At 57.1% G+C, this 25162-nt stretch carries 25 protein-coding genes; 17 read left to right on the top strand and 8 right to left on the bottom strand.

All coding sequences use genetic code 11. The annotated features are described in order from the left end of the window. Positions 1–6 precede the first annotated feature (6 nt). From ACPT9Q_RS02450 to ACPT9Q_RS02440, 3 genes are read right to left on the bottom strand one after another with little or no spacing between them, the layout of a single operon-like run. Entirely contained in the window at positions 7–771 is a 765-nt protein-coding gene (locus ACPT9Q_RS02450) for a fumarylacetoacetate hydrolase family protein (protein WP_017872708.1), read from the bottom strand. Beyond that, a complete protein-coding gene (locus tag ACPT9Q_RS02445) occupies positions 743–2143 on the bottom strand; it encodes a B12-binding domain-containing radical SAM protein (RefSeq protein ID WP_427366165.1) in 1401 nt (466 codons plus the stop codon). The genes ACPT9Q_RS02450 and ACPT9Q_RS02445 overlap by 29 nt, the downstream gene beginning before the upstream one ends. Further along, on the bottom strand, positions 2092–3237 hold the full coding sequence (locus ACPT9Q_RS02440) for an isocitrate/isopropylmalate dehydrogenase family protein (protein WP_427366164.1): 1146 nt from the start codon (positions 3235–3237) through the stop codon (positions 2092–2094). Before ACPT9Q_RS02440 ends, ACPT9Q_RS02445 begins: the two co-directional genes overlap by 52 nt. A gap of 346 nt (positions 3238–3583) precedes the next feature. Between ACPT9Q_RS02440 and bioB the strand changes: the two genes are divergently transcribed. Continuing rightward, positions 3584–4567, top strand: a complete 984-nt coding sequence (gene bioB, locus ACPT9Q_RS02435) for a biotin synthase BioB (RefSeq protein ID WP_427366163.1) — start codon at positions 3584–3586, stop codon at positions 4565–4567. Between the two features lie 59 nt (positions 4568–4626). Here the strand turns inward: bioB and ACPT9Q_RS02430 are convergent, their stop codons facing one another. The 5 genes from ACPT9Q_RS02430 to ACPT9Q_RS02410 are packed head-to-tail and all read right to left on the bottom strand — an operon-like array spanning position 4627 to position 9270. After that, positions 4627–5994: a 2-hydroxyacyl-CoA dehydratase subunit D gene (locus ACPT9Q_RS02430; RefSeq protein WP_427366162.1), complete on the bottom strand. Its 1368-nt coding sequence runs from the start codon at positions 5992–5994 to the stop codon at positions 4627–4629. Continuing rightward, positions 5987–6871: a 2-hydroxyacyl-CoA dehydratase family protein gene (locus tag ACPT9Q_RS02425; protein WP_427366161.1), complete on the bottom strand. Its 885-nt coding sequence runs from the start codon at positions 6869–6871 to the stop codon at positions 5987–5989. Before ACPT9Q_RS02425 ends, ACPT9Q_RS02430 begins: the two co-directional genes overlap by 8 nt. Before the next feature lies 1 nt (position 6872). Then, positions 6873–7088 carry a hypothetical protein gene (locus ACPT9Q_RS02420; RefSeq protein ID WP_427366160.1) on the bottom strand — a complete coding sequence of 72 codons (216 nt, stop codon included), beginning with the start codon at positions 7086–7088 and terminating at the stop codon, positions 6873–6875. A gap of 8 nt (positions 7089–7096) precedes the next feature. Then, positions 7097–7783 (bottom strand): lipid-binding SYLF domain-containing protein, encoded by a 687-nt coding sequence (locus ACPT9Q_RS02415; protein ID WP_427366159.1) that lies wholly within the window; start codon positions 7781–7783, stop codon positions 7097–7099. Continuing rightward, the gene (locus ACPT9Q_RS02410) at positions 7780–9270 is read right to left on the bottom strand and encodes a class I adenylate-forming enzyme family protein (RefSeq protein WP_427366157.1); all 1491 of its coding nucleotides are present in this window, start codon (positions 9268–9270) and stop codon (positions 7780–7782) included. Before ACPT9Q_RS02410 ends, ACPT9Q_RS02415 begins: the two co-directional genes overlap by 4 nt. 111 nt (positions 9271–9381) lie before the next feature. Between ACPT9Q_RS02410 and ACPT9Q_RS02405 the strand changes: the two genes are divergently transcribed. The 16 genes from ACPT9Q_RS02405 to ACPT9Q_RS02330 all read left to right on the top strand — a co-directional run bounded on the left by ACPT9Q_RS02405 (position 9382) and on the right by ACPT9Q_RS02330 (position 25162). Further along, positions 9382–10683 carry an HD domain-containing phosphohydrolase gene (locus ACPT9Q_RS02405; RefSeq protein WP_427366156.1) on the top strand — a complete coding sequence of 434 codons (1302 nt, stop codon included), beginning with the start codon at positions 9382–9384 and terminating at the stop codon, positions 10681–10683. Positions 10684–10695: 12 nt separating this feature from the next. Continuing rightward, on the top strand, positions 10696–11103 hold the full coding sequence (locus tag ACPT9Q_RS02400; RefSeq protein ID WP_017872640.1) for a bacteriohemerythrin: 408 nt from the start codon (positions 10696–10698) through the stop codon (positions 11101–11103). Further along, complete coding sequence (locus tag ACPT9Q_RS02395; RefSeq protein WP_427366154.1) at positions 11100–12290, top strand: class I SAM-dependent rRNA methyltransferase; 1191 nt, start codon at positions 11100–11102, stop codon at positions 12288–12290. Before ACPT9Q_RS02400 ends, ACPT9Q_RS02395 begins: the two co-directional genes overlap by 4 nt. A 46-nt stretch (positions 12291–12336) precedes the next feature. After that, positions 12337–12765, top strand: coding sequence for an RrF2 family transcriptional regulator (locus ACPT9Q_RS02390; RefSeq protein ID WP_427366152.1), 429 nt, complete (start codon positions 12337–12339; stop codon positions 12763–12765). Between the two features lie 52 nt (positions 12766–12817). Next, the gene (locus tag ACPT9Q_RS02385; RefSeq protein WP_427366151.1) at positions 12818–13165 is read left to right on the top strand and encodes a ferritin family protein; all 348 of its coding nucleotides are present in this window, start codon (positions 12818–12820) and stop codon (positions 13163–13165) included. Then, positions 13162–13950: a family 1 encapsulin nanocompartment shell protein gene (locus ACPT9Q_RS02380; RefSeq protein WP_017872644.1), complete on the top strand. Its 789-nt coding sequence runs from the start codon at positions 13162–13164 to the stop codon at positions 13948–13950. The genes ACPT9Q_RS02385 and ACPT9Q_RS02380 overlap by 4 nt, the downstream gene beginning before the upstream one ends. 114 nt (positions 13951–14064) lie before the next feature. Beyond that, a complete protein-coding gene (gene secA, locus ACPT9Q_RS02375) occupies positions 14065–16743 on the top strand; it encodes a preprotein translocase subunit SecA (protein WP_427366150.1) in 2679 nt (892 codons plus the stop codon). 14 nt (positions 16744–16757) lie between these two features. Further along, a protein-coding gene (gene prfB, locus ACPT9Q_RS02370) for a peptide chain release factor 2 (RefSeq protein ID WP_427366149.1) occupies positions 16758–17853 on the top strand; the annotation gives its coding sequence in 2 pieces (ribosomal slippage) (positions 16758–16826 and positions 16828–17853; 1095 coding nt in all). After that, entirely contained in the window at positions 17850–18677 is an 828-nt protein-coding gene (locus tag ACPT9Q_RS02365; protein ID WP_017872646.1) for an Asp23/Gls24 family envelope stress response protein, read from the top strand. The genes prfB and ACPT9Q_RS02365 overlap by 4 nt, the downstream gene beginning before the upstream one ends. A gap of 53 nt (positions 18678–18730) precedes the next feature. Next, complete coding sequence (locus ACPT9Q_RS02360) at positions 18731–20290, top strand: acyl-CoA carboxylase subunit beta (protein WP_427366146.1); 1560 nt, start codon at positions 18731–18733, stop codon at positions 20288–20290. Next, complete coding sequence (locus ACPT9Q_RS02355) at positions 20271–20462, top strand: hypothetical protein (protein WP_017872647.1); 192 nt, start codon at positions 20271–20273, stop codon at positions 20460–20462. The genes ACPT9Q_RS02360 and ACPT9Q_RS02355 overlap by 20 nt, the downstream gene beginning before the upstream one ends. A gap of 5 nt (positions 20463–20467) precedes the next feature. After that, positions 20468–20833, top strand: a complete 366-nt coding sequence (locus tag ACPT9Q_RS02350; protein WP_427366144.1) for a biotin/lipoyl-containing protein — start codon at positions 20468–20470, stop codon at positions 20831–20833. Then, on the top strand, positions 20833–22683 hold the full coding sequence (locus tag ACPT9Q_RS02345) for a DUF5693 family protein (protein WP_427366142.1): 1851 nt from the start codon (positions 20833–20835) through the stop codon (positions 22681–22683). Before ACPT9Q_RS02350 ends, ACPT9Q_RS02345 begins: the two co-directional genes overlap by 1 nt. Next, complete coding sequence (csaB, locus tag ACPT9Q_RS02340) at positions 22671–23738, top strand: polysaccharide pyruvyl transferase CsaB (RefSeq protein WP_427366140.1); 1068 nt, start codon at positions 22671–22673, stop codon at positions 23736–23738. The genes ACPT9Q_RS02345 and csaB overlap by 13 nt, the downstream gene beginning before the upstream one ends. After that, positions 23735–24478, top strand: coding sequence for a WecB/TagA/CpsF family glycosyltransferase (locus ACPT9Q_RS02335; RefSeq protein ID WP_427366138.1), 744 nt, complete (start codon positions 23735–23737; stop codon positions 24476–24478). Before csaB ends, ACPT9Q_RS02335 begins: the two co-directional genes overlap by 4 nt. Before the next feature lie 12 nt (positions 24479–24490). Continuing rightward, complete coding sequence (locus ACPT9Q_RS02330) at positions 24491–25162, top strand: ATP-binding cassette domain-containing protein (protein ID WP_017872652.1); 672 nt, start codon at positions 24491–24493, stop codon at positions 25160–25162.

The raw sequence follows: 25162 nt of genomic DNA, 5'->3' as shown, positions 1-25162 counted from the left end.
TGTGCTCTACCTTGTGGCTACGGGATTCTGGAGGATGCCGATACCCTCAACCTCCACTTCCACAATGTCCCCGGGGGCAAGTGGTCCAACGCCCTTTGGGGTTCCCGTGGCGATGACGTCCCCGGGAAGAAGGGTCATGATTTCCGAAATGAACACGATGAGCTCCTCCACCGGGAAAAGAAGCGTCCGGGTATTGCCCTCTTGCTTCAGGGTGCCATTCACAAAACACCGTACTGTGCAGTTTCCCGGGTCGAGCTCGTCTTCAATCCAGGGGCCAAGGGGGGCGAAGGTGTCAAAAGACTTTGAACGTGTCCATTGCCCGTCTTTGGTCTGGAGATCCCGGGCTGTGACGTCGTTGAAGCAGGTGTAGCCGAGGATATAGTCCCGGACCTCACTTTTTTTCAGGCGGAAGGCCCGTCGTTTCATCACCACCGCAAGTTCTGCCTCATAGTCCACCCGGCTGGAACAGGGAGGAAGGAGAATCGGTTCTTTTGGCCCGATGACCGCCGTCTGGGGCTTCAGGAAAAGGATGGGGTTTTCAGGAACGCTCTGGCCAAGCTCAGCGATGTGGTCTTTGTAGTTGAGGCCCACGGCCACGATTTTGCTCGGTCGCACAGGGGGAAGGATCCAGAGATCCCTGAGGAAGAAGCGTGCTCCCCGTTCTGTTACCTTTCCAAAGGGAGAGGTGATTTCCTCGACCACGTCTCCCTCAAGGAGCTTTCCCCAGGAGGGCGTGCGTCGCTCAGGATGCAGAAAGCGAAGGATTTTCACGGCTCATCCGCTCCTTCAGATAGAGTTGTTCCTTAAAATGCGCAAGGAAGGGAATCTTCACGGTACAGATTTTCCGCAAAAACTGCACAACCTGTGGCAGGGCATGCCATCCCCGGTACACCTCAAGGTACGCCGAGATGAGCAGTCGACGAAGCTCCCCGGGCTTTAAGGTATCGAGCCTCACCACAGGGTGGGCACCGTCAAAGAGCGACCAGCTGAAGTGGAGAATGCGGTTTTCCCTCTGGAGCTCCTCAAAAAGCGCTGTTCCGGGGAAAGGCGTGAGGAGGGAGAACTGCACAATGTCTGGGCGGATTTTCCGGGCGAATTCAACGGTTTTCCGGATGGTAGCCTTCGTTTCCCGGAGGCTTCCGAGGATGAACGACCCCCAGCTTCTTACTCCGTACTTGCGGAGGATTTCCAGGGCTTTCCTGGCTACCTCCTGGGTGAGCTGCTTCCCGTAGTCTTCGAGAATGGCCCGCTCAGCACTCTCAAGGCCAAGGTACACCATGCGGAGCCCGGCTTTGGCCATCTTTTTCACCAGGGACTCATTGCGGACGATGGTATCCGCCCGGGAGAAGCACCACCACCAGAGCTTCAAACGTCGCCGCTCAATCTCTTCGCAAAGGCGCTCCACCCGTTCAGGCTGCAGGGTGAAGTTGTCGTCCACAAAGGCCACGGCCCGGAATCCCCAGTCGAAGTAGAGGATTTCAAGCTCCCGGAGGATGTTCTCTGGGGAACGGGCCCGCCATTTCCTCCCCGAGAAGTGGGAGGAAGCGCAGAACTTGCAGGCAAAGGGACATCCACGACTTGTCAGGACGTTCACCAGGGGTTCTCCCTCAAGCTGGGTCATCCAGTATTTGGAGAGTTGTAAAAGATCCCGGGCCGGGAAGGGCAAAGCATCGAGATCCTGAGGTGGCAAAGAAGCGGGCGTGCGGAAGATTGTTCCCTCCCGCAGGAAGGAAACTCCCGGGACGTTCTCCGGGGGTATTCCCCGCTCCAGGGCTTCAAGGAGTTTCACAAAGATTTCCTCTCCCTCCCCCCGCACAACATAGTCCACCACGCCACTTCTTAAGGCCTCTTCATCCCTGAAGGTGACATGGTACCCACCCATGACCACCAACCGACCTTCGTCTTTGGCTTTCCGGGCTATCCGGAGGGCTTCGGGAAAGGTGCTCGTGGTCGCCGTGATGCCCACAAGGTCACACCGCTTGAGTTCTTCCTCAAAGCGCTTTGCATCCTCAACCTGGAGGTCCACAATGGCGACCTCGTGGTGGGTACGGCATGACGCCGCAAGGTACGCCAGACCAAGGGGTGGGAGTTTCAGGCCGATGAGGTCGTAGATTCCTGGAGATGGGGGCTGGACGAGGAGCACCCTCGTCCTCTTTTCAGCTCCTCCATCTTCTCGATGATGGCCTCGCCCACTTCAAAGGTTTTCGCCGCTTCCGGGTCGCTGGGATCGGGCTTCAGGTCATAGGTGACCTTTTTCCCCTCCCGGATGACGGCGGCTACAGCACGCTCAAGGAGGTCTGCTCTTTCTTCCTCTCCGAGATGGCGGAGCATCATGACTCCTGAGAGGATAGTGGCGATGGGATTCACCTTGTGGAGCCCTTTGTACTTCGGTGCACTCCCGTGGGTCGGTTCAAAAACCGCATAGTGGTCACCGATGTTTCCTCCTGGGGCCACTCCCAGTCCTCCGACGAGTCCAGCGGCAAGGTCGGAGACGATGTCTCCGTAGAGGTTCGGGAGCACAAGGACGTCGTAGAGTTCAGGCTTTTGGACAAGCTGCATGCACATGTTATCGACGATGCGGTCTTCAAATTCGATATCGGGGTAGTTTCTGGCCACTTCCCGGGCGACTTCAAGGAAGAGCCCGTCGGAGTACTTCATGATATTGGCCTTGTGGACTGCGGTGACCTTTCTGCGCCTGTGCTTTCGGGCGTACTCGAAGGCGAATCGCACGATGCGCTCCGCACCGAAGACCGAAATGGGTTTCACACTGATGCCAGAATCCGGACGGATTTTCCCCTTTCCCAGGCGCTCCACAGTGGCGATGAATTCCAGAGTCTCGGGTTTGCCCCGCTCGAACTCAATCCCAGCGTAGAGGTCCTCGGTGTTCTCCCGGATGACCACAAGGTCGATGTTCTCATAGCGGGAGCGGACACCCGGGTAGGTCTTACAGGGTCGGACGCAGGCGTAAAGGTCGAGCTCTTTCCGGAGCGCAACGTTCACACTCCGGAACCCTGTCCCCACAGGCGTGGTGATGGGGCCCTTCAGGGCGACACCGTTTCGCCTGATGGACTCAAGGACCTGTGGTGGAAGGGGAGTGCCGTACTTTTCGATGACCTCTGCACCGGCTTCCTGGATGTCCCATTCAATGGGCACGCCGGTGGCTTCGATAACCCTTTTTGCGACTTCGATGATTTCTGGTCCGGTTCCATCTCCCGGTATCAGCGTCACCCGGTACATGGCACAACCTCCTTTGTCTCCTTTGTAAGGGAATGTTAGCGAACTGCAGTGTGCTTTGCAAGTTCAGGAAAGCAGGACCTGTATCAGCTCTGTCCGGGTGGTTTTAACCCCTGGACTTGGTGAGGATTTGTTGCGATCTTGGTAGTTCAACCTACTCCTGTGTGCCTTGCAATCTGGCGTTTGTTCCTTTTCAAATACCCAATACGTCCATTGTCTGAGCTTTGTCGCTCTCCATGAGCCCTGTACTTTCTGACCCTGCTGAGTCTTGAGGGATAATTGAGAAATACGTTAACCTTGTTTATACTTATGGTTAACTGAGCAATCCTTTTCCAAGGGGGAACTTGTGGTGTTTCCTGTTATCCAGAAGGCGCTGGAAATCGTTCTTTCCGGCGGTAATATTGGTCGGGAGGAAGCCCTTGAACTGTTTGACCTGCCACAAGAGGCCATGCTGGACCTGCTTGTAGCGGCCCACCGGATACGCCTGGCCTACAAGGGCAATGCCGTTGAGCTCTGCTCCATTGTCAACGCCAAATCTGGGCGTTGCACAGAGAATTGTGCCTTCTGCGCTCAGTCCACCTACCACCGCACGGCAGTGGACGTCTACCCCCTTCTTCCTGCTGAAGAACTGATAAGGCGTGCCCGCAGTGCCGCAGCCAGTGGAGTCCACCGCTTCGGGATCGTCACTAGCGGCACCAGGATAAGCCGTCTAGAAGAGTGGCGGGAAATCCTTCGGGCAGTTGAGGTTATCGCTAAGGAAGGAAAAATTTGGCCCGACGCTTCCCTTGGCTTCCTCACGCCAGAACAGGCCAGAGAGTTACAGGAAGCCGGGCTTTGTATGTACCATCACAACTTGGAAACGGCGCCGAGTTTCTTTCGCCAAATCTGTACCACCCACGACATTGCCGAGGACATAGCTACCGTTGAGGTAGCTAAGGAAGCAGGGTTGAAGGTGTGTTGTGGAGGTATCCTGGGCATGGGGGAAACCCCGGCCCAAAGGGTGGAACTGGCCTTGCTCCTTCGCGAGCTGGATGTTGATTCTGTTCCCCTGAACTTTCTCAACCCCATTCCAGGTACCCCTCTGGAGCATCGACCCCTTATGGAACCCTGGGAAGCCCTAAAGAGCGTGGCGATCTTTCGTTTTATCCTTCCCGACAAGAACATCAGGCTCTGTGGCGGGAAGGAAAAAACCCTGCGACAGCTCCTGCCCCTGGGTCTTCTGGCGGGTGCCGACTCCCTCATGACCGGTAACTACCTCACTACCCGAGGTCGAGAATCCTCCCTGGATTTGGAAATGATCAGAGACCTTGGCCTCGTCATAACCCCGGCTTAGGAAAGTTATTGACCGCGTATCTTTAGGCTGGAGATAGTGCCAAGGATCACGTGGATATTTCATCTTTCGGTTCCCCATCGTTCCATGAGCTGACTCTGGGTCCAGAGTTCAACGGATGCTTGGTCAGACGTTGCTCCCTGAGGACCCCAGGAACAGAAGCTTCTTCCTCTCATTCTTGAGGATGAGAAGCCCCCTCTTCCTTCGAGTACCTCAACGAAAGCCTCAAGACGTGTACGAAGTTGTTCCGGGGCGTTGTGTCGCCGGTCGAGGTGGTCACCGTCAAGGAGAAGTACCGGATACCCTGCTTCAAGGAGTTTTTCCCGAAGAAGCACAACCATTCCCTGACTCTGGCGACACCCCCACTGGGTGAACTGGATGGCTCCTTCGGCATCGTACCGTTTCAGCGCCTCGAGAATTCCCGGTATGCGTCCCTGGGAAGTGGCCAGGGTTTCGCTGGCCCAGAGAATCTTCCGCGCCAGGGACTTCAGGGGCGAAGCGGCAGAGAGTTCCTCGGGGAAGGGTGTCGTGAACTCCTCGTACACCACCCCAAGGCCAAGCTTTTCAAGAAGGGCCGGGAGTTCGCCCGAGTAGAAGGGTTTGAGGTGGAGCCAGACGAGGCGATGTGGCAGGGTTTTCGATGGTTTTGAGAGTTCCTCCTTCAGGCGCTCGGCAAAGCGGAGTGATGTCTCCTCACCCAGGAATTCGTAGTAGTATGGGAGGTAATCGAGGTTTTTGGTTGGAGGAAGGAGCATCCGGTCTTTCCGCTGGCGCAGTGCCTCTACCTCAAGGAGAATCTCCCGGGTTCTGTTAGAGAGCAAGAAAGGTTTGTCCCACGCAAAGCGGACGTGCCATTCCCTTTCCAGACGTCTGGCAATATTGGTGAGCTGTTCGGCAACGTACCTTTCCGCGTCCTGGGTCCACCGCTTCGGGACATCAACGAGGAAGAGGGGGACGTTCCAGATTTCCCGGAGGACCTCAAAGAACCCCACCGTCCCGTGGCAGATGCTCGAAGTGGCAAAGAGGAAATCCGGTCGGGGAAAGAACCGGAGCAGGCTCATGCCGATACCTCCCCGGTGGTAGCTACAGAGGTCCTGGGAGAACCAGGCCTTCTCGGCTGCAGCAAGAGGAAGCTGGACAAAATGCAGGGCAGCGACGAGTCCAGTGGCGATTTCGGGGTAGAAGGGGATGAAGTGGGCGGCGTGGAGGAATTCCGAAGGGAAGAAGAGACTGGCCCAGGCGATTTTTCCTCGTCTTCCATAGAGGTTGCGGATGGTGTGAATGGTCACCTGATAGGAGAATTGCGGAAGCGTTGGGTTAGGGTGTTTCCGGCGAAGCCACCACTCATACGCTCCAAGGCACCGGAAGAGCGTTCTCCGCTCAAGAAGGAAGCGGAGAATCCGCAGAAGCGCTGGGGAAATGTCATCCACAGAGAATCATCTCCCGGAAGGCATCAAGTCGCGTTTCCCACTGAGGGAAGGACGAAGTGGTGTCGTGTTCAAGGCAAAGCACAGGAAGACCAAAACTTCGCCTGAGAAGCCCGATTTCGTAGAGTTGAAAGTCGCAAAACTTGGAGAAAACTATCACCACTCCGCGAAGGCCAAGGGTGTCACAGAGTTTTTTGAGCGCTATCCTCCGCGCGGAACCGGAGAACCACGGGCAGGGAAGGCGGTGGAGGAGGAGGCGTGTCAGGTCTTCAAGAGGAGATGCAGTAAGGAGCAGAGGTTCTTCGCCAAGAAGAAACCGGTTTTCGGGAAGATCCGGGAAAACCAGGAACCCTTTCTCCTCAAGAAGGGGCAAAAGCGCGTAGGCGAAATGCGAGCCCGAAAGCAGAAGAGGAATACGGTTCGACGCTCCACGGCGCTCTTCCCATTCCCTAAAGAACGCTTCCCGCTGTCTGAGCGTTTCCTCCAGGGTCTGCCTTAAAGACGCAGTGAATTCTGAAAAGGAGCGGCCACTCCGTGCCAGGAGTTCTCGGGCAAGCTCATTCAGGTTTTCGGTCAGCCATCTCAAGGCGATTTCTCCAGGCAGGGCGGGAACGTCAAGGGGAAAGACCGGAACGGAAAGGGCCCTGAGGATTTCATAGGTTCTCCGGGAGGCGTCACATGTGAGGGGGACAACAAACCCTGAGAGCTCCCTGTGGTTCAGGGCCCAGCTGATGAAGGTCTTGCAGAGCGCACAGAAGGGAACAGGAAGGGAGGAGAACTGGGGGCTTGAGAAATCCGGTTTGAAGAATACGGCCTTGAAACCACAGGCTTCAAGGAGCTCCTGAGGGACATAGCGGCAGAAGTACCCCAGAGTGCGCATTTCAGAGGACGAACGCCCAGAGAATTGCCCAGAGTGTGAGTCCAGCAAGGACAAAGGGGAACACCACAAGCAGCGCCCAGCCGAAGAGGAGGATGCCGAGGAGGAAGAGGAAAAGAAACGCCAGGCTTCCCAGGAAAAAGGGGAGGAAAAAGGGAAGGGTATGGAAGAGGATGGTAAAGAGCGCCACAAGGAATACCAAAACAATGAGCGACCACAAGATGCGGATCAGGAGTTTTCACCTCCTTCAGCGAGGTCTCTCAGGAACCGTTCCAGGTTCCGTGAGGCAAAGTCAGGAGGCAAAAACTGGGAGAGGATGGTTGCTGCCTTGACCTCTCGTCCCCAGAACTTCTCGTTGAGCTCTGGGTTTTCGGAAAGCTTTGTCCCTTCAAGGGCAACCCCGAGGAACGCCCCCCGGGAAAGGGCATAGGCGTAGCAGGGTGAGGAGAGCTCAGGGTCCAGAGCAACGGAAACCCCCCGTCCCGCTGGTCCCAGGGTGACGGAGAGATTCCCTCCAAGGACCACGTACCCCCGAGATAGCGCCTCCAGAGCTGCCCGGCGCATGATGAAAAGGATGATGTCCTGAGACTGGATGCCCACCTGAATCCCAAGGTTTACCCCCTGAAGGGTGTAGAATGCTGGTCCAAAGAAGGTTTTTCGGTCCTCGCCCCGCGCAAAGACCACCCCTTCACCCCGAGCGATGCCCACAAAGAATCCAGCTCGTTTCACTCCAGGGAAAATCGCAATGCTCTGAGCGTTCTCAAAAAGGGGCAGGAGAACCCGACGATCAAGGGAACGGGAGAGTTCGTAGAGGACTTCAATAGAGCGGTTGATGAGGTCTTCTCCGGGAGAGAGGGCGAGAGCCTGGGAGGCACAGAGAAAACACAAAGCTCCAAAAAGCGCAAAGAGCTTCATGCTTCGTACTCCTTCTCCGAAGTGGCCTGGGTAAGGAGGTACTTCATCACCTTTCCAGTGACCGTCTGGGGGAGTCCGGGGACGATTTCCACAAGACGTGGCACCTTGTGAGGGGGAAGGTGTTTCCGACAGAAATCCACGATTTCCCGAGGTCTGAGGGAGACTCCTTCCTGGGGCACGATGTAAGCTTTCACCATCTCTCCCCGGAGCTCTCTCTTGACGCCTACCACTGCGGCCTGTGCCACTCCGGGAAAGCCAAGGAGGACCTCCTCGACTTCTTGAGGGTACACGTTGAAACCGGAGACGATGATGACTTCCTTCTTTCGCCCTTCGATATAGAGAATTCCCCGCTCATCCATTCTCCCCAGATCCCCTGTGCAGAACCATCCCTCCCGAAAGGCCCGGGCGTTCTCTTCGGGGTTGGCGAAGTACCCGGGGGAGATAGGGTCTCCGGCAAGGAGGATTTCCCCAACCTCGTTCGTCCTCAGGTCTTCTCCTGCGTCGTTGACGATTCGCAGGCGTATGGCACTGATGACCGGTCCTGCAGAACCGGGGACACGCACCTCAGGAGAGGGATTCACGGCTACCACCGGAGAAGCTTCGGTAATGCCATATCCTTCAATGATGCGGAGCCCAAAGGCCTCCTCAAAGGCCTCCCGCACCCTTGAGGGCAGCGCATCGCCCCCGCAGATGAGAAGCCGCAGGGGGTAAAGATCGAAGGAGGTCTTTCTCCGGGCGCCGGTGAGAATGGAGAACATTGCCGGAACGCCGAGGAAGACAGTGGACTGGTCCTCCCGCAGGGCGGCGATGAGCTCTTCAAGGGGATACAGGGAGGGGACAATGGTGAGCGTCATGCCCTTCATGAGGGGGAGGAGATAGGCGATGGAGAACCCAAAGACGTGGAACATGGGCAAAACCCCAAGCATCCGGTCTTCAGGGGAGATATCGACGAGGTCGAAGCAACTATCGATGTCGGAGAGGATGTTCCGGTGAGTGAGCATGACGAGTTTTGGCATTCCCGTGGTTCCCGAGGTGCAGAAGAGGGCTGCCACAGGGCTTTCGAACTCTGGAAGGGGTATGGAAGAGGGGAGGAAGGTCGAGGGGTAGGAAATTTCTCCGTTCTCTCTCAGGATGGCGCAGGGAACGTCCTGGTCTTTGAGGGGAGTTTCACGGAGGAGGAACTGCGCCGAGGCGGCATGGAGGATGTTCACCTGCATGTCCTCCGGGGTACGGGGAGAGAGGGGAATGGGAATGACGCCAAGAGTAAGCGCGGCAAGGTAGAATCGAAGGGCATGCCAGCTGTTCCCGATGGCCGTGACCACCCTTGTCCCGGGCCGTATTCCAGCCTGTTGCATAGCCGCTACTTCCTGGGCGATGATTCCAGGGAGGTCCCGGTACAGTATCCGTGTCCCCCGGAAGGAAATGGCAACTTTCCCCCGGTAGTCTCTGCTCATCTTCTCCAGACGTTCAGGAATGGTTTCTAACATGGTTCCTTTTTTCTCCTTTTTGCTTCCATTGTAGCACAAACCCGGGAGTGGGTGACAAACCGGGAGAGTTGTGGTATATTTCCTCCAAAATAACAGGACATGTTGCCTGTCATGGAGGATCGGAAGGTTACCTATCTGGTGCAGGGAAACAGGGGTTCCTGTCACGGTATCCCTCTCCTTGGCTTCGTGCTCTGCCTTGCTGAGATGGCTGATTTTGTGGACCATCGGCTTTTCGAGCACCACCTGAAGGTTGCCTATCTTGCCTTTCGCCTCGGAGAAGTTCTGAGGCTTTCGGAACGGTCCCTCTGGAATCTCCTCCTCGGGGGTCTTTTGCACGATATCGGGGCGTTCTCTTATCAGGAACGTCTGGATGCGCTTCACTTTGAATTCCACAACCCCCATCGCCACGCCTTTGTGGCCTATACCCTTCTTAGAGATTTTGACCCGTTTGTGTCACTTGCAGAAGTTATCCGTTTCCACCACGTTCCCTGGGAAGAAGGCCGTGGCAGGGGTGTTCCTTTCGAAAGCCATGTGGTGCACTTTGCTGACCGGGTGAGTATTGTGTGTTCCTTTCGGGAGGACCCTCTGGGGGAAATCTGGGAGAAGGAACCTTTCCTCCGGTCCTTTGTCCCCCGTCTCTTCCATCCAGAGATTTTCGAGGCTTTCCGGAAACTTCTCTCCAGGGATTACGTGTGGCTTGACCTTGCTTCGTCCCACCTTCGCCGCATCGTGCATGACCTTGTTCCTCCGGGGAAATTGTGCCTGAATACAGAGGATTTCCTCCGCTTTTGCCGGATCATTGCTCACCTTATCGATTTCCGGAGCGCATTTACGGCTACCCATTCCGCCGGGGTGGCATATGTAGCTCGCAGGCTTGGGGAACTCACCGGACTCCCACGAGGAAAGCATGAGCTGCTTTTTGCGGCAGGGCTTCTCCATGACCTGGGGAAAATAGCCATACCGGTAGAAATTCTCGAAAAACCTGGGCCACTGACTGAAAAGGAAATGCGCATCATGAAATCCCACGCCTACTACACTTTTGCGGCTCTTTCCTGGATTCAAAACCTGAAGGACATTGCTTTGTGGGCTTCAGAGCACCACGAACGGTGCAATGGTCGGGGGTATCCTTTTGGAAGAACAAAGGAAGAACTCCTCTTTGAGTCGAGGGTTATGGCTGTTGCCGACGTCTTTACGGCGTTGTCCGAAGACCGTCCTTACCGGCCGGCCCTGAGGCCCCAGCGTGTTCGGGAAATCCTCGAAGATATGGCGGCTTCGGGAGGTCTGGATACCGATATCGTGGCGATGCTTCTGGACCACTTTGACGAGATTCGTGCTTCCTGCAGGGAGGTTCAGGAGCAATCAGCCCTGGAGTATGCGGCTTTTCGTCAGGAAATCGTCCGGTTCGCAGGATAGGGGGTGTGCTCTGTGGCGCTTGTGTGGTCGGATACGTTCTCGGTGGGTGTGGCGGTGATTGATGAGCAGCATAAGGAGCTCTTTGCCCGGACCAATCGCCTCCTTGAAGCCTGTCAGGAAGGAAAGGGAAAGGAGGCTGTTCGGGAGACTCTGGCCTTCCTTGGAGAATACGTGAGGACCCACTTTGCTACCGAGGAAAAGCTCATGGTGCAGTACGGGTATCCAGGATTTGCTGCTCACAGGAAGCTCCACGAAGGTTTTACCGAAGCTTTCCTGGGACTTCAAAAAGAGGCTGAAAGAAACGTGGGTGTTGCTCTCGTTACTCAGGTGAATAAAACGGTGGTGGACTGGTGGGTGAACCACATTCTGAAGGTGGATAGAGAACTCGGGGCGTTCTTGCGGACAAAAATGGGTGCGTGACGGAATACGCCCGGGTCCGTCTCAAGAAAGGAAAAGAAAAGCGGGTGCTTCTGGGCCATCCCTGGGTGTACCGTACGGACGTTGAGGTTCTGCGGGGTCCGGCAGACCCCGGGGATGTCGTGCTTTTAGAGAATCACCGCGGGAAACCCCTTGCCCTGGGGTATTACAACCCGAATTCGGTCATCGCTGTTCGGGTGCTGACCCAAAACCCCAAAGAGCGCATCGACCGGGACTTTTTCCTCCGCCGGATACAGCAGGCTCTCGAGCTTCGCCTGAAGCTTTTTCGAGAAGCAACAACCAATGCCTTTCGTGTGGTTTTTGCCGAGGCGGACCTCCTCCCCGGGCTCATTGTGGACCGGTTTGCTTCTCTACTTGTGGTGCAGTTTCTTACTCTTGGGATGGAGAGGAGAAGAGGAGACATCGTGGAGGTGCTTGAGGATCTCCTACATCCTGGGGGGATTTACGAGCGGAGCGATGTGGAGGTCCGCAAGAAAGAGGGCCTTGAGGAGTGTGTGGGGTGGATTCTCCCGGGTGGGAGTCCAGAGGTGGTCATCAAGGAGAACAATCTTGCCTTTTTCGTAGACGTTGCTCGGGGTCAGAAGACGGGGTACTTCCTGGATCAGCGGGAGAACCGCCTGAGCCTTCGCCGCTACGTCCAGGGGGCACGGGTTCTTGATTGTTTCTCGTATACCGGGGGGTTTGCCATCCATGCGGCGGCTTTTGGGGCGAAAGAGGTCCTGGGGCTTGACATCTCTGAAAGCGCTGTAGCCCTTGCCCGGGAAAACGCTCGCCTGAACCGGCTGGAGGATCGGGTCCGGTTTGAGGTTGCCGATGTCTTCGAGGCCCTGCGGGAACTCCTCAAAAAAGGCGAGCGCTTTGACCTTGTGGTTCTCGATCCTCCTGCCTTCGTCAAGGGGAAGGAAGCCCTTGAGGGGGCGCTTCGGGGGTACAAGGACATCAATCTCCTGGCCATGAAGCTCCTTGTCCCTTCAGGAATTCTCGTCACCTGTTCCTGCTCATACCATTTTTCTGAGGAACTTTTCCTTGAAGTGCTCCAAGAGGCAAGCCAGGACGCCGGGAGGCGCCTGCAGATTCTTGAGCGGCGGGGACAGGCTCAGGACCATCCTGTCCTTGTGGGGTATCCTGAATCCCGGTACCTGAAGTGTTTCATCCTGCGAGTTCTGTGATATAGTAATGGAGCGTTGAGTATCCTTCTCTTGAAGGAGTGAGGTTGTGTCGCCTTTTCCTCAGTTCAGTGAGGCCGTGTCTTTAGCACTGCACAGCATGGTGCTTTTGAGTAAAAGCCGCACTCCCCTCACGGTGAAAGAGATGGCTGAAAAGACAGGTGCCTCCTTTCACCATCTGGCGAAGGTTTTCCAGCGCCTGCGCAAAGCACAACTTGTGGTGTCCACCCGTGGGCCTCGAGGGGGTTTCACGCTTTCCCGTCCCCCAGAGCGCATCACCCTCCTTGAAGTCTATGAGGCCATTGAGGGGCCGGTTTCTGAGCGAATCTGCCTCCTCGGAGAACAGGAGTGTCCTTTCGGGGGGTGCATTTTCGGCGGGCTTCTTGGAGAGTTTGCCCATCGCTTTCGGGAGTATCTCGCCTCCCACACTTTAGAGAGCGCGTGTCACAAAGGAGAGGCCACACAGAACCTGGAATAAAGTGGTCACAGACCATGGTTGTACTCTAAAAACCTCACAGGAGGTGGTACCGTTGCCGGAGTTCGTGAACCCCTTCAGTGGTATGGTGCCCGGTCGGAAGATGACGAAAGAGGAGCTCATCCGCGCCATTCGTCTGAATCTCGCGGCTGAGGAAGAGGCTGTACATCTCTACATGGCGCATGCTGAAGCTACCGACCATCCTCTGGCCAAGAAGGTCCTCATCGATATTGCCAACGAGGAACGGGTCCATGCGGGGGAATTCCTGCGGCTCCTTGAGATTCTCACGGGAGACGAGGCAGATTTCCTGGCGCAGGGAGCAAAGGAAGTCGATGACCTTGCTCGTTCATTCGGCCAGAGTACCCCGACCCTGGGGTCCCTGCGAGAGGAGGGAGAACAGTGAGCGGTTCGTACCTTGGTCGAGAGGATGCGCCCTTTGGGCAGGCCTTCTGGGAGCTGCTTGAGAAAACCGCCATTTCTGTGGCAAAGTCGGAGCTCTCGGGGCGAAGAATTCTCCCCCTTGAAGGTCCTTTTGGTCTGGGGTTTGCCTTTGTCCCCTTTGGGACGAAGCCGCTTGAAGAGGGGGTTCTTGTTGCCGGGGGACAGCCGCTTGTGGCGCTCGAGCAGACGTTCTCCTTAAGAAAACTCGACATCGCCCAGTTTGAGCGAAACGGTGTGACCCTGGACCTTGCGCCGCTTGTGGAGGCAGTGAGGAAAATTGCTTATCTTGAAGAACGGTTGATTTTTGAAGGATTCGGGGACTGTAGGGGTCTCTGCACGGCTTCCGGGGTTCTCGAGAGTTCGCTCTCTCCCTGGGACGAGCCGGGAAAAGCGGCTGAGGACCTCATTCGGGCCGTTTCCCTTCTTGATGGGGAAGGATTCCACGGGCCCTTTGCCCTGGCGCTTTCTCCAGGACGGTACAATCTCCTCCTTCGCCGTTACCCCGAAACGGCACAGATTGAGCTTGACCACATAAGGACCATTGTGGGTGACCGGGTGGTTAAAGCGCCATACCTGAAAGAAGGAGGGGTGCTCCTTGCGGTGAACCCGGTCTACGCCCGAATTCTCCTTGGTCAGGACCTTGAGGTTGGGTTCATCGGCCCGGATAAGGAGGGGTACCTCTTCTCCGTCTCGGAGAGCCTGACCCTTCTCCTTGCCGAACCCCGCTCGGTGTGTGTCCTTCGCTGAGACTGGCGGGGCCCTCCCCCGCCGGTCCTTCTGGAACTCCCTCTGCGCCTTGGCGATACCTCTCTGTGTTATAATGGTAACTGCCCTCTGGGCAATTCCTGAGGAGGAAACCGTATGCTTTCTCTCTTGAAAGAGGTATGGGCGAAGAAGGCCCAGGAGCGCATCATCCGGGAGCTCCAGAAGAAGTTCGTCGAGCCCATTAACGCTCTGGAGGAAAAGGTACGTGTGCTTTCGGACCAGGAGCTTTCCCGGAAAACCGAAGAGTTCAAAGAGCGCCTTGCCCGGGGCGAGACCCTCGATGACCTTCTCATCGAGGCCTTTGCCGTGGTGCGGGAGGTGGCTCGCAGGGTCGTCGGTATGCGCCCCTTTGACGTGCAGATCATGGGGGCGGTTGTGCTCCACCAGGGGAAGATCGCCGAGATGCAAACTGGAGAGGGGAAAACCCTGGTGGCCACCATGCCTGCCTACCTCAATGCCCTCACCGGACGGGGTGTCCATATCGTCACGGTGAACGACTACCTTGCCAAACGCGACCGGTACTGGATGGGGCCGATTTTTGAATTCCTGGGTCTTTCCGTGGGGCTCATTCAGCATGAGTCAACACCTGAGGAGCGGAAGAGGGCGTACCGGTGCGATATCACCTACGGGACGAACGTCGAGTTTGGCTTTGACTACCTCAGGGATAACATGGCGCTGCGCAGAGAAGACGTGGTCCAGCGGGAACTCCATTACGCCATCATTGACGAGGTGGACTCCATCCTCATTGACGAGGCCCGGACGCCCCTCATCATCTCCGGTCCGGCAGAGGAAAATACCGAAATCTACTACAAGATCGACCGGGTGGTCCGGAAGCTCACCCCCAAAGAGGATTTCGACTTCGAGGAAAAAACCCGCTCGGTGTGGCTGACGGAGAAAGGCATCGCCAAAATCGAGAAGCTCCTCCATGTGGCGAATCTCTATGAGGAGACGGGAAAGGGAACCCTGGAGCACCTCGTGCGGCAGGCCCTCAGGGCGCACTACCTGTACAAAAGGGATGTGGATTATGTCGTGAAGGACGGCCAGGTCATCATCGTGGATGAGTTTACCGGTCGCCTCATGTACGGAAGGCGTTACAGCGACGGTCTCCACCAGGCCATTGAGGCAAAAGAGGGGTTGCAGGTAGCGAGCGAAAACCAGACCCTGGCCTCCATCACTTACCAGAATTACTTCCGGATGTACGAGAAAATCTGTGGCATGACCGGAACGGCGAAAACGGAAGAAGAAGAGTTCATCTACACCTATGGGATGCCGGTGGTGGTGATTCCCACGAATAAACCCCTTCGCCGGGTGACGCTTCCTGATGTCATCTACCGTACAGAGCGAGAGAAGTTTGAGGCTGTGGTCCAGGAGATTGAACGCCTGCACGCTTTGGGACGGCCAGTCCTTGTGGGGACGACCTCCATTGAGAAGTCAGAACGTCTGAGCGACATGCTGAAAAAGCGAGGTATCCCCCACGAGGTGCTGAATGCCAAGCACCACGAGCGGGAAGCAGAGATCATCGCTCAGGCAGGCCGCAAGGGGGCGGTCACCATCTCGACGAACATGGCCGGGAGGGGAACGGATATCCTCCTTGGGGGCAACCCGGATTTCCTTGCCAAGCGGAAGATGCGGGAGATGGGCTTTCCGGAACACGTTATTCTCCGCCTGAGTCTTGGCATTCCTGCCGATGATCCTGAGATGCACCATGCGAGAGAGGTCTACCGCGAGCTCTACGCGCGCTTCAAGACAGAAACCGACAGGGAAGCTGAGGAAGTGAAAGCCCTGGGAGGATTGCACGTCATTGGTACGGAACGCCACGAGAGCCGTCGCATCGACAACCAGCTTCGGGGCCGTGCCGGGCGCCAAGGAGATCCAGGGTCGTCACAGTTTTTCCTTTCCCTTGAGGATGACCTTTTGCGGCTTTTCGTTCCGGAACGCCTGTCTTCTGTCATGGCTCGCTTCGGAATGGAGGAAGGGGTTCCCATCGAGCATCCTCTAGTCACCCGTCTTGTGGAGGCGGCTCAAAAAAGGGTCGAAGGGCACCACTTCAGCATCCGCAAAACCCTCCTCCAGTACGACGACGTTATGAACAAGCAGCGGGAGGTCATCTACGCCCAGAGACGGCGGGTGCTCTTTGAGGAGAACCTCCGACCCTTTGTGTACGATATGCTGGAGAAGGTCATTGATGACCTTGTTGAGGCTTACGCTCATGAGCGGGTGTATCCGGAGGAATGGGACCTCGAAGGGTTGAACCAGCGCCTGCGGCTCCTTTTCGGGGTAGAATTCCATCCCTCCGAAGAGGAGCGCCTGAAGCTCACTTCAAAAGACCTCAGAGAGAAGCTCTACACGAATCTGGTGCATCTCTATGAGCGCCGGGTTCAGGAGGTGGGTGATGAGGTCTTCCGTGATATTGAGCGCTATGTCCTCCTGCGGGTTGTGGATTACCACTGGAAGGACCACCTCCACAACATGGACCACCTTCGGGAGGGTATTGGACTCCGGGCAGTGGGCCAGAAGGACCCCTTTGTGGAGTACCAGCTTGAGGCCTTTGAGATGTTCCAGAACATGGTTGCTGCCATCCGGGAGGACGCCTTACGGTATCTCTTCCACGTCCGGGTGGTTCCCGAAAGGAAGCCCTCTTTCCAGAAGGCTTCGGAGAAGCCCCGACCAGTCTCTGTACCACAACCTCAAAAGGTGCAGCGTAAAGTGGGCCGGAACGACCCCTGCCCCTGTGGGAGCGGGCTCAAGTACAAATACTGCTGTGGGAAAAAGTGAAAGGAGGAAGAACGATGCAGGTTGACCTCTCCGGGGACCTTACGCTCGTCCGAAAGAAACTCGAGGAAATCGGGGGGTATCTTTGAGGAGGAGAAGGTTCCGGAAAAAATCAAGGCCATAGAGTTTGAGATGTCCCGGGGGGATTTCTGGGGCGACGAAGAAAAGCAAAGCCGTCTCCTTACAGAGTACCGGAAGTACCGGCAGGTGTTTGAGGAGTACCTGGAACTCAAGAAACGCCTGGAGGATGCGGAGGAGCTTGTTCACCTTGTCGCTCCCGAAGACCCGGAGTACCGGGAGCTTGTGCAGGAGGTCCGGAAGCTCTCCGAAGCTGTGGAGGACCTGGACATTCGGCTCCTGTTCCGCCGGGAGGAGGACCGGTGTAATGCCATTGTGACCATTCACTCGGGTGCGGGAGGAACGGAGTCCCAGGACTGGGTGGAGATGCTCTTCCGGATGTACCTCCGCTTCTGTGAGCGTAAAGGTTTCGATGTCCGGGTAACCGATATCCTCGAAGGGGAAGAGGCAGGGCTGAAACACGTGACCTTCCTTGTTCAGGGAGAGTACGCGTACGGGTATCTCCGTTCTGAACATGGGGTGCACCGCCTGATTCGCATCTCTCCTTTTGATGCGAACCGGCGTCGTCACACGACCTTTGCCCTGGTGGACGTCATTCCGGAAATCGGCGAGGACGTTAAGGTGGAGATTAACCCCCAGGATCTCCGGATTGAGACCTTCAGAGCAAGCGGTCACGGTGGGCAGCACGTGAACGTCACCGATTCAGCCGTTCGCATCACCCATATCCCCACGGGTATTGTGGTCCAGTGTCAGAACGAACGTTCCCAGCACCAGAATAAAGCCGTCGCCATGCGGATTCTCCGGGCCCGTCTGTACGAGTACTACCGTCAGGAGCAGATGAAGAAAATCCAGGAGCTCAAGGGAGAGCGGAAGGACATCGCCTGGGGGAACCAGATCCGGACCTATGTGTTCCATCCCTATACGCTTGTTAAGGACCACCGGACGGGGCATGAGACAGGGAACATCGAGCGGGTGATGGACGGGGAAATTGACGACTTCATTGAGGCGTTCCTCAAGAGGGAACGGAGTCTATGAAGGTGTATGCCCTTGTCGGGCCAACGGGAACGGGGAAGAGCTACCGGGCTCCTCACCTGGCAAAGGAACACGGCATCGACTGCATCATTGACGACGGGTTGCTCATTGCTTCAGGGAGGATTCTTGCGGGGAGATCGGCAAAGGCCGAGCTCAGCAAAATCCGGGCGGCCAAGGTTGCCGTCTTTTACTTCCCGAACCACCGGGAGGAGGTCAAAAAGGCCCTGCAGGAGCTCGCCCCAGAGAAGATTCTGGTTCTTGGCATTTCCCTCCCCATGGTGGAGAAAATCTGCGAACGCCTTGAGCTCCCGAAACCTGAGGTCGTCTGGGATATTTTCCACCTTGCGCCCCTTGACGAGATTCAGATGGCTCTGGTGGCCCGGGAATCTCAGGGGAAGCACACCATCCCCGTGCCCCTGGTGGAGGTCAAGCGCAATCTCTGGAGTGCCATCACCGATGCCCTTCCTGTGGGTGTGTGGCGCTGGTTCTACACCTCCCGGGAAAAAACGGTGGTGCGTCCACCTTTCAGTTACCTTGGAAAGCTCATCGTCAGCGAAGCTGCCCTGCGGACCCTTGTGTTCCTCTGCCTTGTGCACACTCCCTGGGTGCAGAAGGTTACCGCCATCAATCTGCACCGGACGGAACGGGGTCTTGAGGTGGAACTTTCGTGTGTGCTCCAGAACGGTTCATCGGTGGCCGAGGTCTGCCGTTTCCTGCAGCAGTACCTCCGGGAGCGGGTAGAGTACCTCACAGGGGTCGAGCTCCAGGCAGTACATGTGGATGTTGAGGGTGTGCTCTTTCCCTCCTGGCAGCCGTCTCGCTCTTGACATCTGGGATGGCATCTGGTAGGAAATACGAAAACCTGTGAGGCGAAAGAGGTATGGCTCGCAAGACTATGGAGGAGCTCCTCAGAGAGCTCAGGGAGAAGGAAGCCGTTCTCCTTCTGGGTGGTGGGGAGAAGGCCGTTGAAAAGCAGCATCAAAGCGGCAAGCTCACCGCTCGAGAGCGAGTTGCCCTTTTGCTTGATGAGGGGAGTTTTGAGGAAGTTGACCTTTTCGTGGAGCACCGGGCGGAAAAGTTCGGTATGCCCGAGCGGAAACTCCCCGCCGATGGAGTGGTCACAGGCTTTGGGACCATCGACGGTCGAGTGGTCTTTGTGTACTCTCAGGATTTCACCGTCATGGGTGGGTCCCTGGGGGAGATGCAGGCCAAGAAAATCTGTAAAATCATGGACATGGCCCTGAAAGTCGGTGCCCCCCTTGTGGGCATCAACGATTCAGGGGGTGCAAGGATTCAGGAGGGCATCGATTCCCTTTCAGGATACGGGCAGATTTTCTTCCGGAATACCCAGGCGTCGGGCGTTATCCCGCAGATTGCCGTTATCGCTGGTCCCTGTGCAGGGGGTGCGGTCTACTCCCCGGCACTCATGGATTTCATCTTCATGGTAGAGGGCATCAGCCGGATGTTCGTCACCGGTCCCCAGGTGGTGAAGGCGGCCACGGGAGAAGAGGTTTCGGCTGAGGAACTCGGTGGAGCCATGACCCACGCGACACGAAGCGGTGTTGCGCATTTTACGGCCCGCACCGAGGAGGAATGTTTCCGGGAGGTTCGGAGACTCCTCTCTTTCCTCCCCTCAAACAACGCCGAAGACCCCCCTTTTGTGGACACCGGTGACCCCCTGGAACGGCAGGAGGAACGCCTGCTCGAGATTGTCCCCACCAATCCCAACAAACCCTACGACGTGAAAGAGGTCATCCGCTGCATCGTGGATCAGGGGGAATTCTTCGAGGTCCACAAGAGCTTTGCCCGCAACATCGTCGTGGGGTTTGCCCGAATTGGAGGGCATGTGGTGGGGATTGTGGCGAATCAGCCGTACCATCTGGCGGGGTGTCTTGACATCGATTCGGCGGATAAGGCGTCGCGGTTCATTCGCTTCTGCGATTGCTTCAATATTCCCCTGGTGACGCTGGTTGATGTTCCGGGGTTTCTGCCTGGAACGAACCAGGAGTTTGGAGGAATTATCCGCCATGGAGCAAAGATGCTCTACGCGTATTCTGAGGCCACGGTCCCGAAAATCACGGTCATCCTCCGTAAGGCCTATGGAGGGGCATACCTTGCCATGTGCAGCCGGGACCTGGGGGCTGATATGGTCTTCGCCTGGCCGACTGCCGAAATTGCCGTGATGGGTGCAGAGGGTGCGGTGGAAATCATCTTTCGCCGGGAGATTGAGGGGGCTCTGGACCCCGAAAGGGAACGGGAGCGACTGCTTGAAGCGTACCGTCAGGAGTTCTACAATCCCTATCAGGCCGCAAAGCGGGGGTATGTCGACCAGGTCATCGATCCTCGCCTGACGCGCCTCAAAATCGGCCGGGCACTTGAGGTTTTCTGGTCGAAACGGGAGGAGAGGAAGGGGAAAAAACATGGCAATTTCCCGGTGTGACCTTGGGGTGGGCGTGAAACCAGAAGTCGTTGCTGCCATCGTAGCTGCGCTCATGGAGTTTCTGGAAACCGAAGAGACTCCGCGTCAGAAGCCTTACGTTCTGCGGAAAAGCCATGCCTGGAAGGCACTGGCTCTGCAGGAAGGACGCTTGCGGATTCGTCTGGGGAGGTAAGGAACGTGCGGAAGTTCCTCGTTCGGGTGAACGGTGAGGAGTACGAGGTCGAGGTGGTGGAGATCACCGGGGGTGAGCAGAGGACATTCAGTGTCAGTGGTGTTCGAAAAGTTGGCGAGCCGAAACCCGCTGAGGGTCTTCGGGTGACCACCACTGTTCGGGCTCCCATGCCGGGGCGGATTGTGGCCGTCAACGTGAAGAAGGGGGACGAGGTCCGGGCCGGACACGTTGCGGTGATTCTTGAAGCCATGAAGATGGAGAACGAGATCCCGGTGGAACACGATGGGGTGATCACGCAGGTCTACGTTGAGGAGAACGACACCGTGGACGTAGGCGATCCGCTCTTTGACGTCGAAGAGGTGCGTCTGTAATGCCGGGGAGGCGCCTTCTTGTCCTTCTGAGCATCGTTGTCCTCGCAGCGGCTCTCCCCTTTGCCCTTGAGCGTGTGGCCCGGGAACGGGAGAACCGTAGCGTTCTCCTTGTGGTGGACTGGGATGACTTAGAGTGGTTTGCCCGCACAAAAGGCGTGGACCCCCTTGTGCTTGCCCGGGAACTCAGACAAGAGGGGTTCACTGTCTTTGGGGTGAGCGAGTGGTCCCTGAAAGCCCTGAAAGCTCGAGGTTTGCTTGTTCCTGCTCCCGCACCCCCTGATGCTCCACCCTACCTTCAGTACTTTACTGGTGCCTCAGAGGCGGTGCGAAAGACCCTGGCAGAGCGGCTGAATACCCTGGGAAAGCGGGTGGAGGTTTTTGGGGAAGTTCTCGGGGTGAGCCTGCTTCCTGAAGAGGAGGAAAAAGTGGGTCTTGGCTGGGATAGGGACCTCATCCAGCGCCTGAGGGAGGAAGGTTGTACCCTGGTTCTTCGGCCGTACAACTATCTGAACGTTCCCCCTGAAGTGCTCTCCCGCCTCCTTGGGGACGACGTGTGGAAGAACGAGGGAGTGGTGGGGGTCATCGCTTCTGGTGACAGCATCCCAGGATACGGGAACCCTCAGTCGCTCCGGAGGTTCGCCGACTTTCTCAGCGACCGCGGGCTCTTTTTTGGGTATGTGGAATTTGTGGGGCAGAAGGGTGAGGACACCCTGGCGCGGCTTGTGCCCCAGTGGACGCTCCGGGTGCACAGCATTCCCCCTGATGAGCTCAAGAACTACACTCCCGAAACGGCCCGGGAACGGTTTCTGCGGGCCCTGAGGGAACGCTCGGTTCGGGTGCTTTACCTTCGCCTTTTTACCGAACCCTCTTTCACTGGCTGGGAGCGGAATTTTGTGTATCTTCAGGACCTTCGCAAGGATATCCAGGCACAGGGGCTGGCCTTTGGTCTACCCCCTCTCCCCCACAGAGCCTTTGCTCCCTCACGGGCGTTTCTTGTGCTCTCTGCCTTTGTGGTTTCGTTTTTTGCTCTTTTCCTTTTTGAGGCGCTGTTCTTCCGTCCCCCCCTCTGGCTGGGGTTTTTGGGAGGGGTACTCCTCTCAGTGGTGGTCTTTACCAGTCCCCTCTGGGGGATGAAAGTCGTTGGTCTCTGTGCCGGGGTGACTGCACCGACGCTTTCGGTCATGCTCCTTGTGGAGGAGTTTTCCCAGGGAAGGAAATTTCGGGGTATCCTTGAGGCCTTTCTCGTGGCTTTTGCAGGTTCTCTCGTCATTGCCCAGGGGCTGTACCACTGGCTTTTCGTCCAGCGCATTGAGCAGTACTTCGGTGTGAAGGTCATGCTCACATTTCCTGTGGTGCTTGTCTTCCTTTACCTTTTCCGTCGCCGCCTTCTTGGGGGGAGTCTCCAGGAAGTGCTTCTTGGGGACCTTCGGCGATTTGAGCTGCTTGTTGCTGCATTCCTTGGAGTGGCCTTTGTGTTGTACCTCACCCGTTCGGGGAATTTCCCCCTTCTTGGGGCGGGGAGATTGGAGAACCAGATGCGGACGTTCCTTGAACGGATACTCTTCGCCCGTCCTCGAACCAAGGAGTTCCTCGTCGGGTATCCGGCCCTGTGGCTTCTTGCGAGTCTTCGGGACCTCCGGCCGGTGTACCGGATGGTGCTCTGGCTCTCGGCAACTGTTGGATTTGTGACCATGGTGAACTCCTTCTGTCACCTCCACACGCCGTTGCTCTTCACTCTCCTCCGCTTCGCGAACGCCCTTTCCCTGAGTGTTCCGGTCTTTGGCGTGTACTACCTCGCCGTACTTTTCGCGCTCTGGATATGGCGCACGGTGGGCCGATGGGGCGCATGACGCCTCCCCGGAAAATTCCCCTTGTGCTCTACGGGTACTATGGTTTCGGCAACTGGGGGGATGAGCTGAGTCTGCTTGCAACACTCAGGGCGCTTGAGGGCATAGGGCGGGAGCTCTCCCTTCCTTTTGCCTACCGGGTGATTGTGGGGAACTCATCCCTTGTACCGTATCTTCCTGGAGAAGTGACCCTGGTGGAACGGAAGCACCCTGGTCGAATGCTCTCAGTCCTCCTTGAAAGCCGGGGAGTTGTTGTGGGTGGGGGGAGTCTCCTCCAGGATGTCACCAGTTTCCGTTCCCTCCTGTACTACACGGCCTTTCTGTCTCTGGCGCAGTGTGTGAGAAAACCGGTAGTCTTTTTTGGTTGCGGCCTTGGCCCCTTTACGAGGAAGCTCAGTGTGAAACTTGTCAGGAAGCTCCTTCGTCGGGTGCGGCTGTTTCTGGCTCGGGATGAGGCGACCCTGGCGTTCCTTAGAGAATGCCGCCTCTGTCCTGCCTCTCTGGGGGCCGACCCGGTTTTTCTCCTTGAGCAGGAGGAAGCAGGAACATCTTCGTCGCGTCTTGGAGTTTTCCTGCGGCAGGAGGCTCTGGAGCGGAAGGAGGTGCTCTTTGAGGGGTTGCGGAGGCTCCAGAGGGAAGGGTGGGACCTTGAATTCGTGGCCTTCCACCGGAGAGAGGACCAGGAGGTTGCGGAATCCTTTGCCAGACGCCTCCGTGCTCCGGTACGCGTTTTCTCTAAAGTTCCTGAGGTTCTCTCCTATTTCTCGGAGCTTTCTGGAGTGATCAGCATGCGTTTTCATCCTCTGGTACTGGCCACGCAGAGCGGCATTCCCTGGTGGGCCTTCGACCTTGACCCGAAGATTGTGGCCTTCAGCGCCCACTGGGAGGGGAAAAACCTCCTGTCCCTGGCGACGCTCGAGCCTGCTCTGCTTTGCGCTGCCTTGCAGGGTGCCGCGGTGCTTCGCGAGAAGACGCGTGTTTTGCGGGATGTGTTCCGGCAAAGGGCGCTTGCTGCAAAGGGGGAGCTTGCCCACTTTTTGGGAAGCATTCTGGGGTGAGGTCTGTGCCGGCTGTGGAACTTCTGGGGTATTCCTTTTTTGCTGGAGGACTTGAGGATTTGCGGAATGTGGTTGAGAACGCCGTGGAGCAGGGCAGAAAGCTCCACATCGTGACGGTGAACCCGGAGATGCTGGTGTTCCGCGATCCTCACTTTCTGAAGGTCCTCGCCTCAGCCGAACTCCGTCTCCCTGATGGTATAGGCGTGGTGTGGGCTTCCCGCCTCCTGCGGTGTGGAATGTTGCAGCGGCTTCCAGGAATAGAGGTGGCGGAGGCCATCATGACGTGGGGGAGCGAGCGGGGCTGGGGGGTTTATTTCCTTGGTGCCCGGGAGGATGTGGTGCAGCAGGCTGCCCAGGTCATGCAGCGCCGTTATCCGGGTTTGAAGGTCTGTGGATGCCACCACGGGTATTTCACCAACGATGCGGAGGTTGTCGAAGACATCAAGCGCACCGCTCCGGAAGTGCTCTTCGTGGGCATGGGTGTGCCAAAACAAGAGCTCTGGATTGCCCGCCATCGGGAGGCACTTCCGGTGAAGGTTTTCATGGGCGTTGGAGGGAGTTTCGATGTGTGGGCAGGGAAGCTCCCCCGTGCACCGCTTCTTTTCCGTTCCCTCGGGCTTGAATGGTTGTGGCGATTGCTCCTTGAGCCCCGGAGAGTCCAGCGTGTGGTTCCGGCGTTCTTTCGCTTTGGTCTTCGGCTCCTCGGGGAGAAGTGGCGGGGGTGGTATAATACGGGTTGAGAGAGGAGCGCCATGGCGTTTCTGGAGTTCCGTGGAGTTTCCAAAGTGTATCCCCCTGGAATCCGGGCTCTGGAGAAGGTGACCTTTGCCGTGGAGAAGGGGGAGTTCGTTTTCCTCCAGGGACCAACCGGAGCCGGAAAAACGACACTCTTCCGGCTCATCACTCAGGAAGAGCGGCCCACCGAGGGGGAGATATGGTTTTCCGGACGCCGGATTGACACCCTGGACCCCCGCTTTGTCCCCTTTCTCCGGCAGCGCCTGGGTGTAGTCTTTCAGGACCTGGAGATTGTCCCGGACTGGACGGTGTATGAACACCTTGTGGCACCTCTTGCAGTCCTTGGAGTTAACGGGAAGGAGGCCAGAAAGGCCGCCTGGGCTGTGCTGTGCCTTCTTGGTCTTGAGAAGAAAAGCACGTTCCAAGCCCGATGGCTCTCAGGGGGAGAGAAGCAGAAACTCTGCATTGGGCGTGCCCTGGTCCATCGGCCGAAGCTCATTCTCGCTGATGAGCCGACGGGAAACCTCGATGCCGCCTCTGCCGCAGAGGTTTTGAACCTCCTCTGGGATCTTTCCCGAAACGAGCGCGTGACGGTCATCGTGGCTACCCACAACGAAGCTCTCCTTGAGCGTTTCCCGGCGCGGGCAATCCTGCTTGAGCGGGGGCGAATCCGGGGAGAGAGGTGCTGA

Origin of the sequence: Candidatus Caldatribacterium saccharofermentans (assembly GCF_050267035.1) — a bacterium.
Classification (GTDB): domain Bacteria; phylum Atribacterota; class Atribacteria; order Atribacterales; family Caldatribacteriaceae; genus Caldatribacterium; species Caldatribacterium saccharofermentans.
This window is presented reverse-complemented; position numbering and strand designations above follow the sequence as displayed.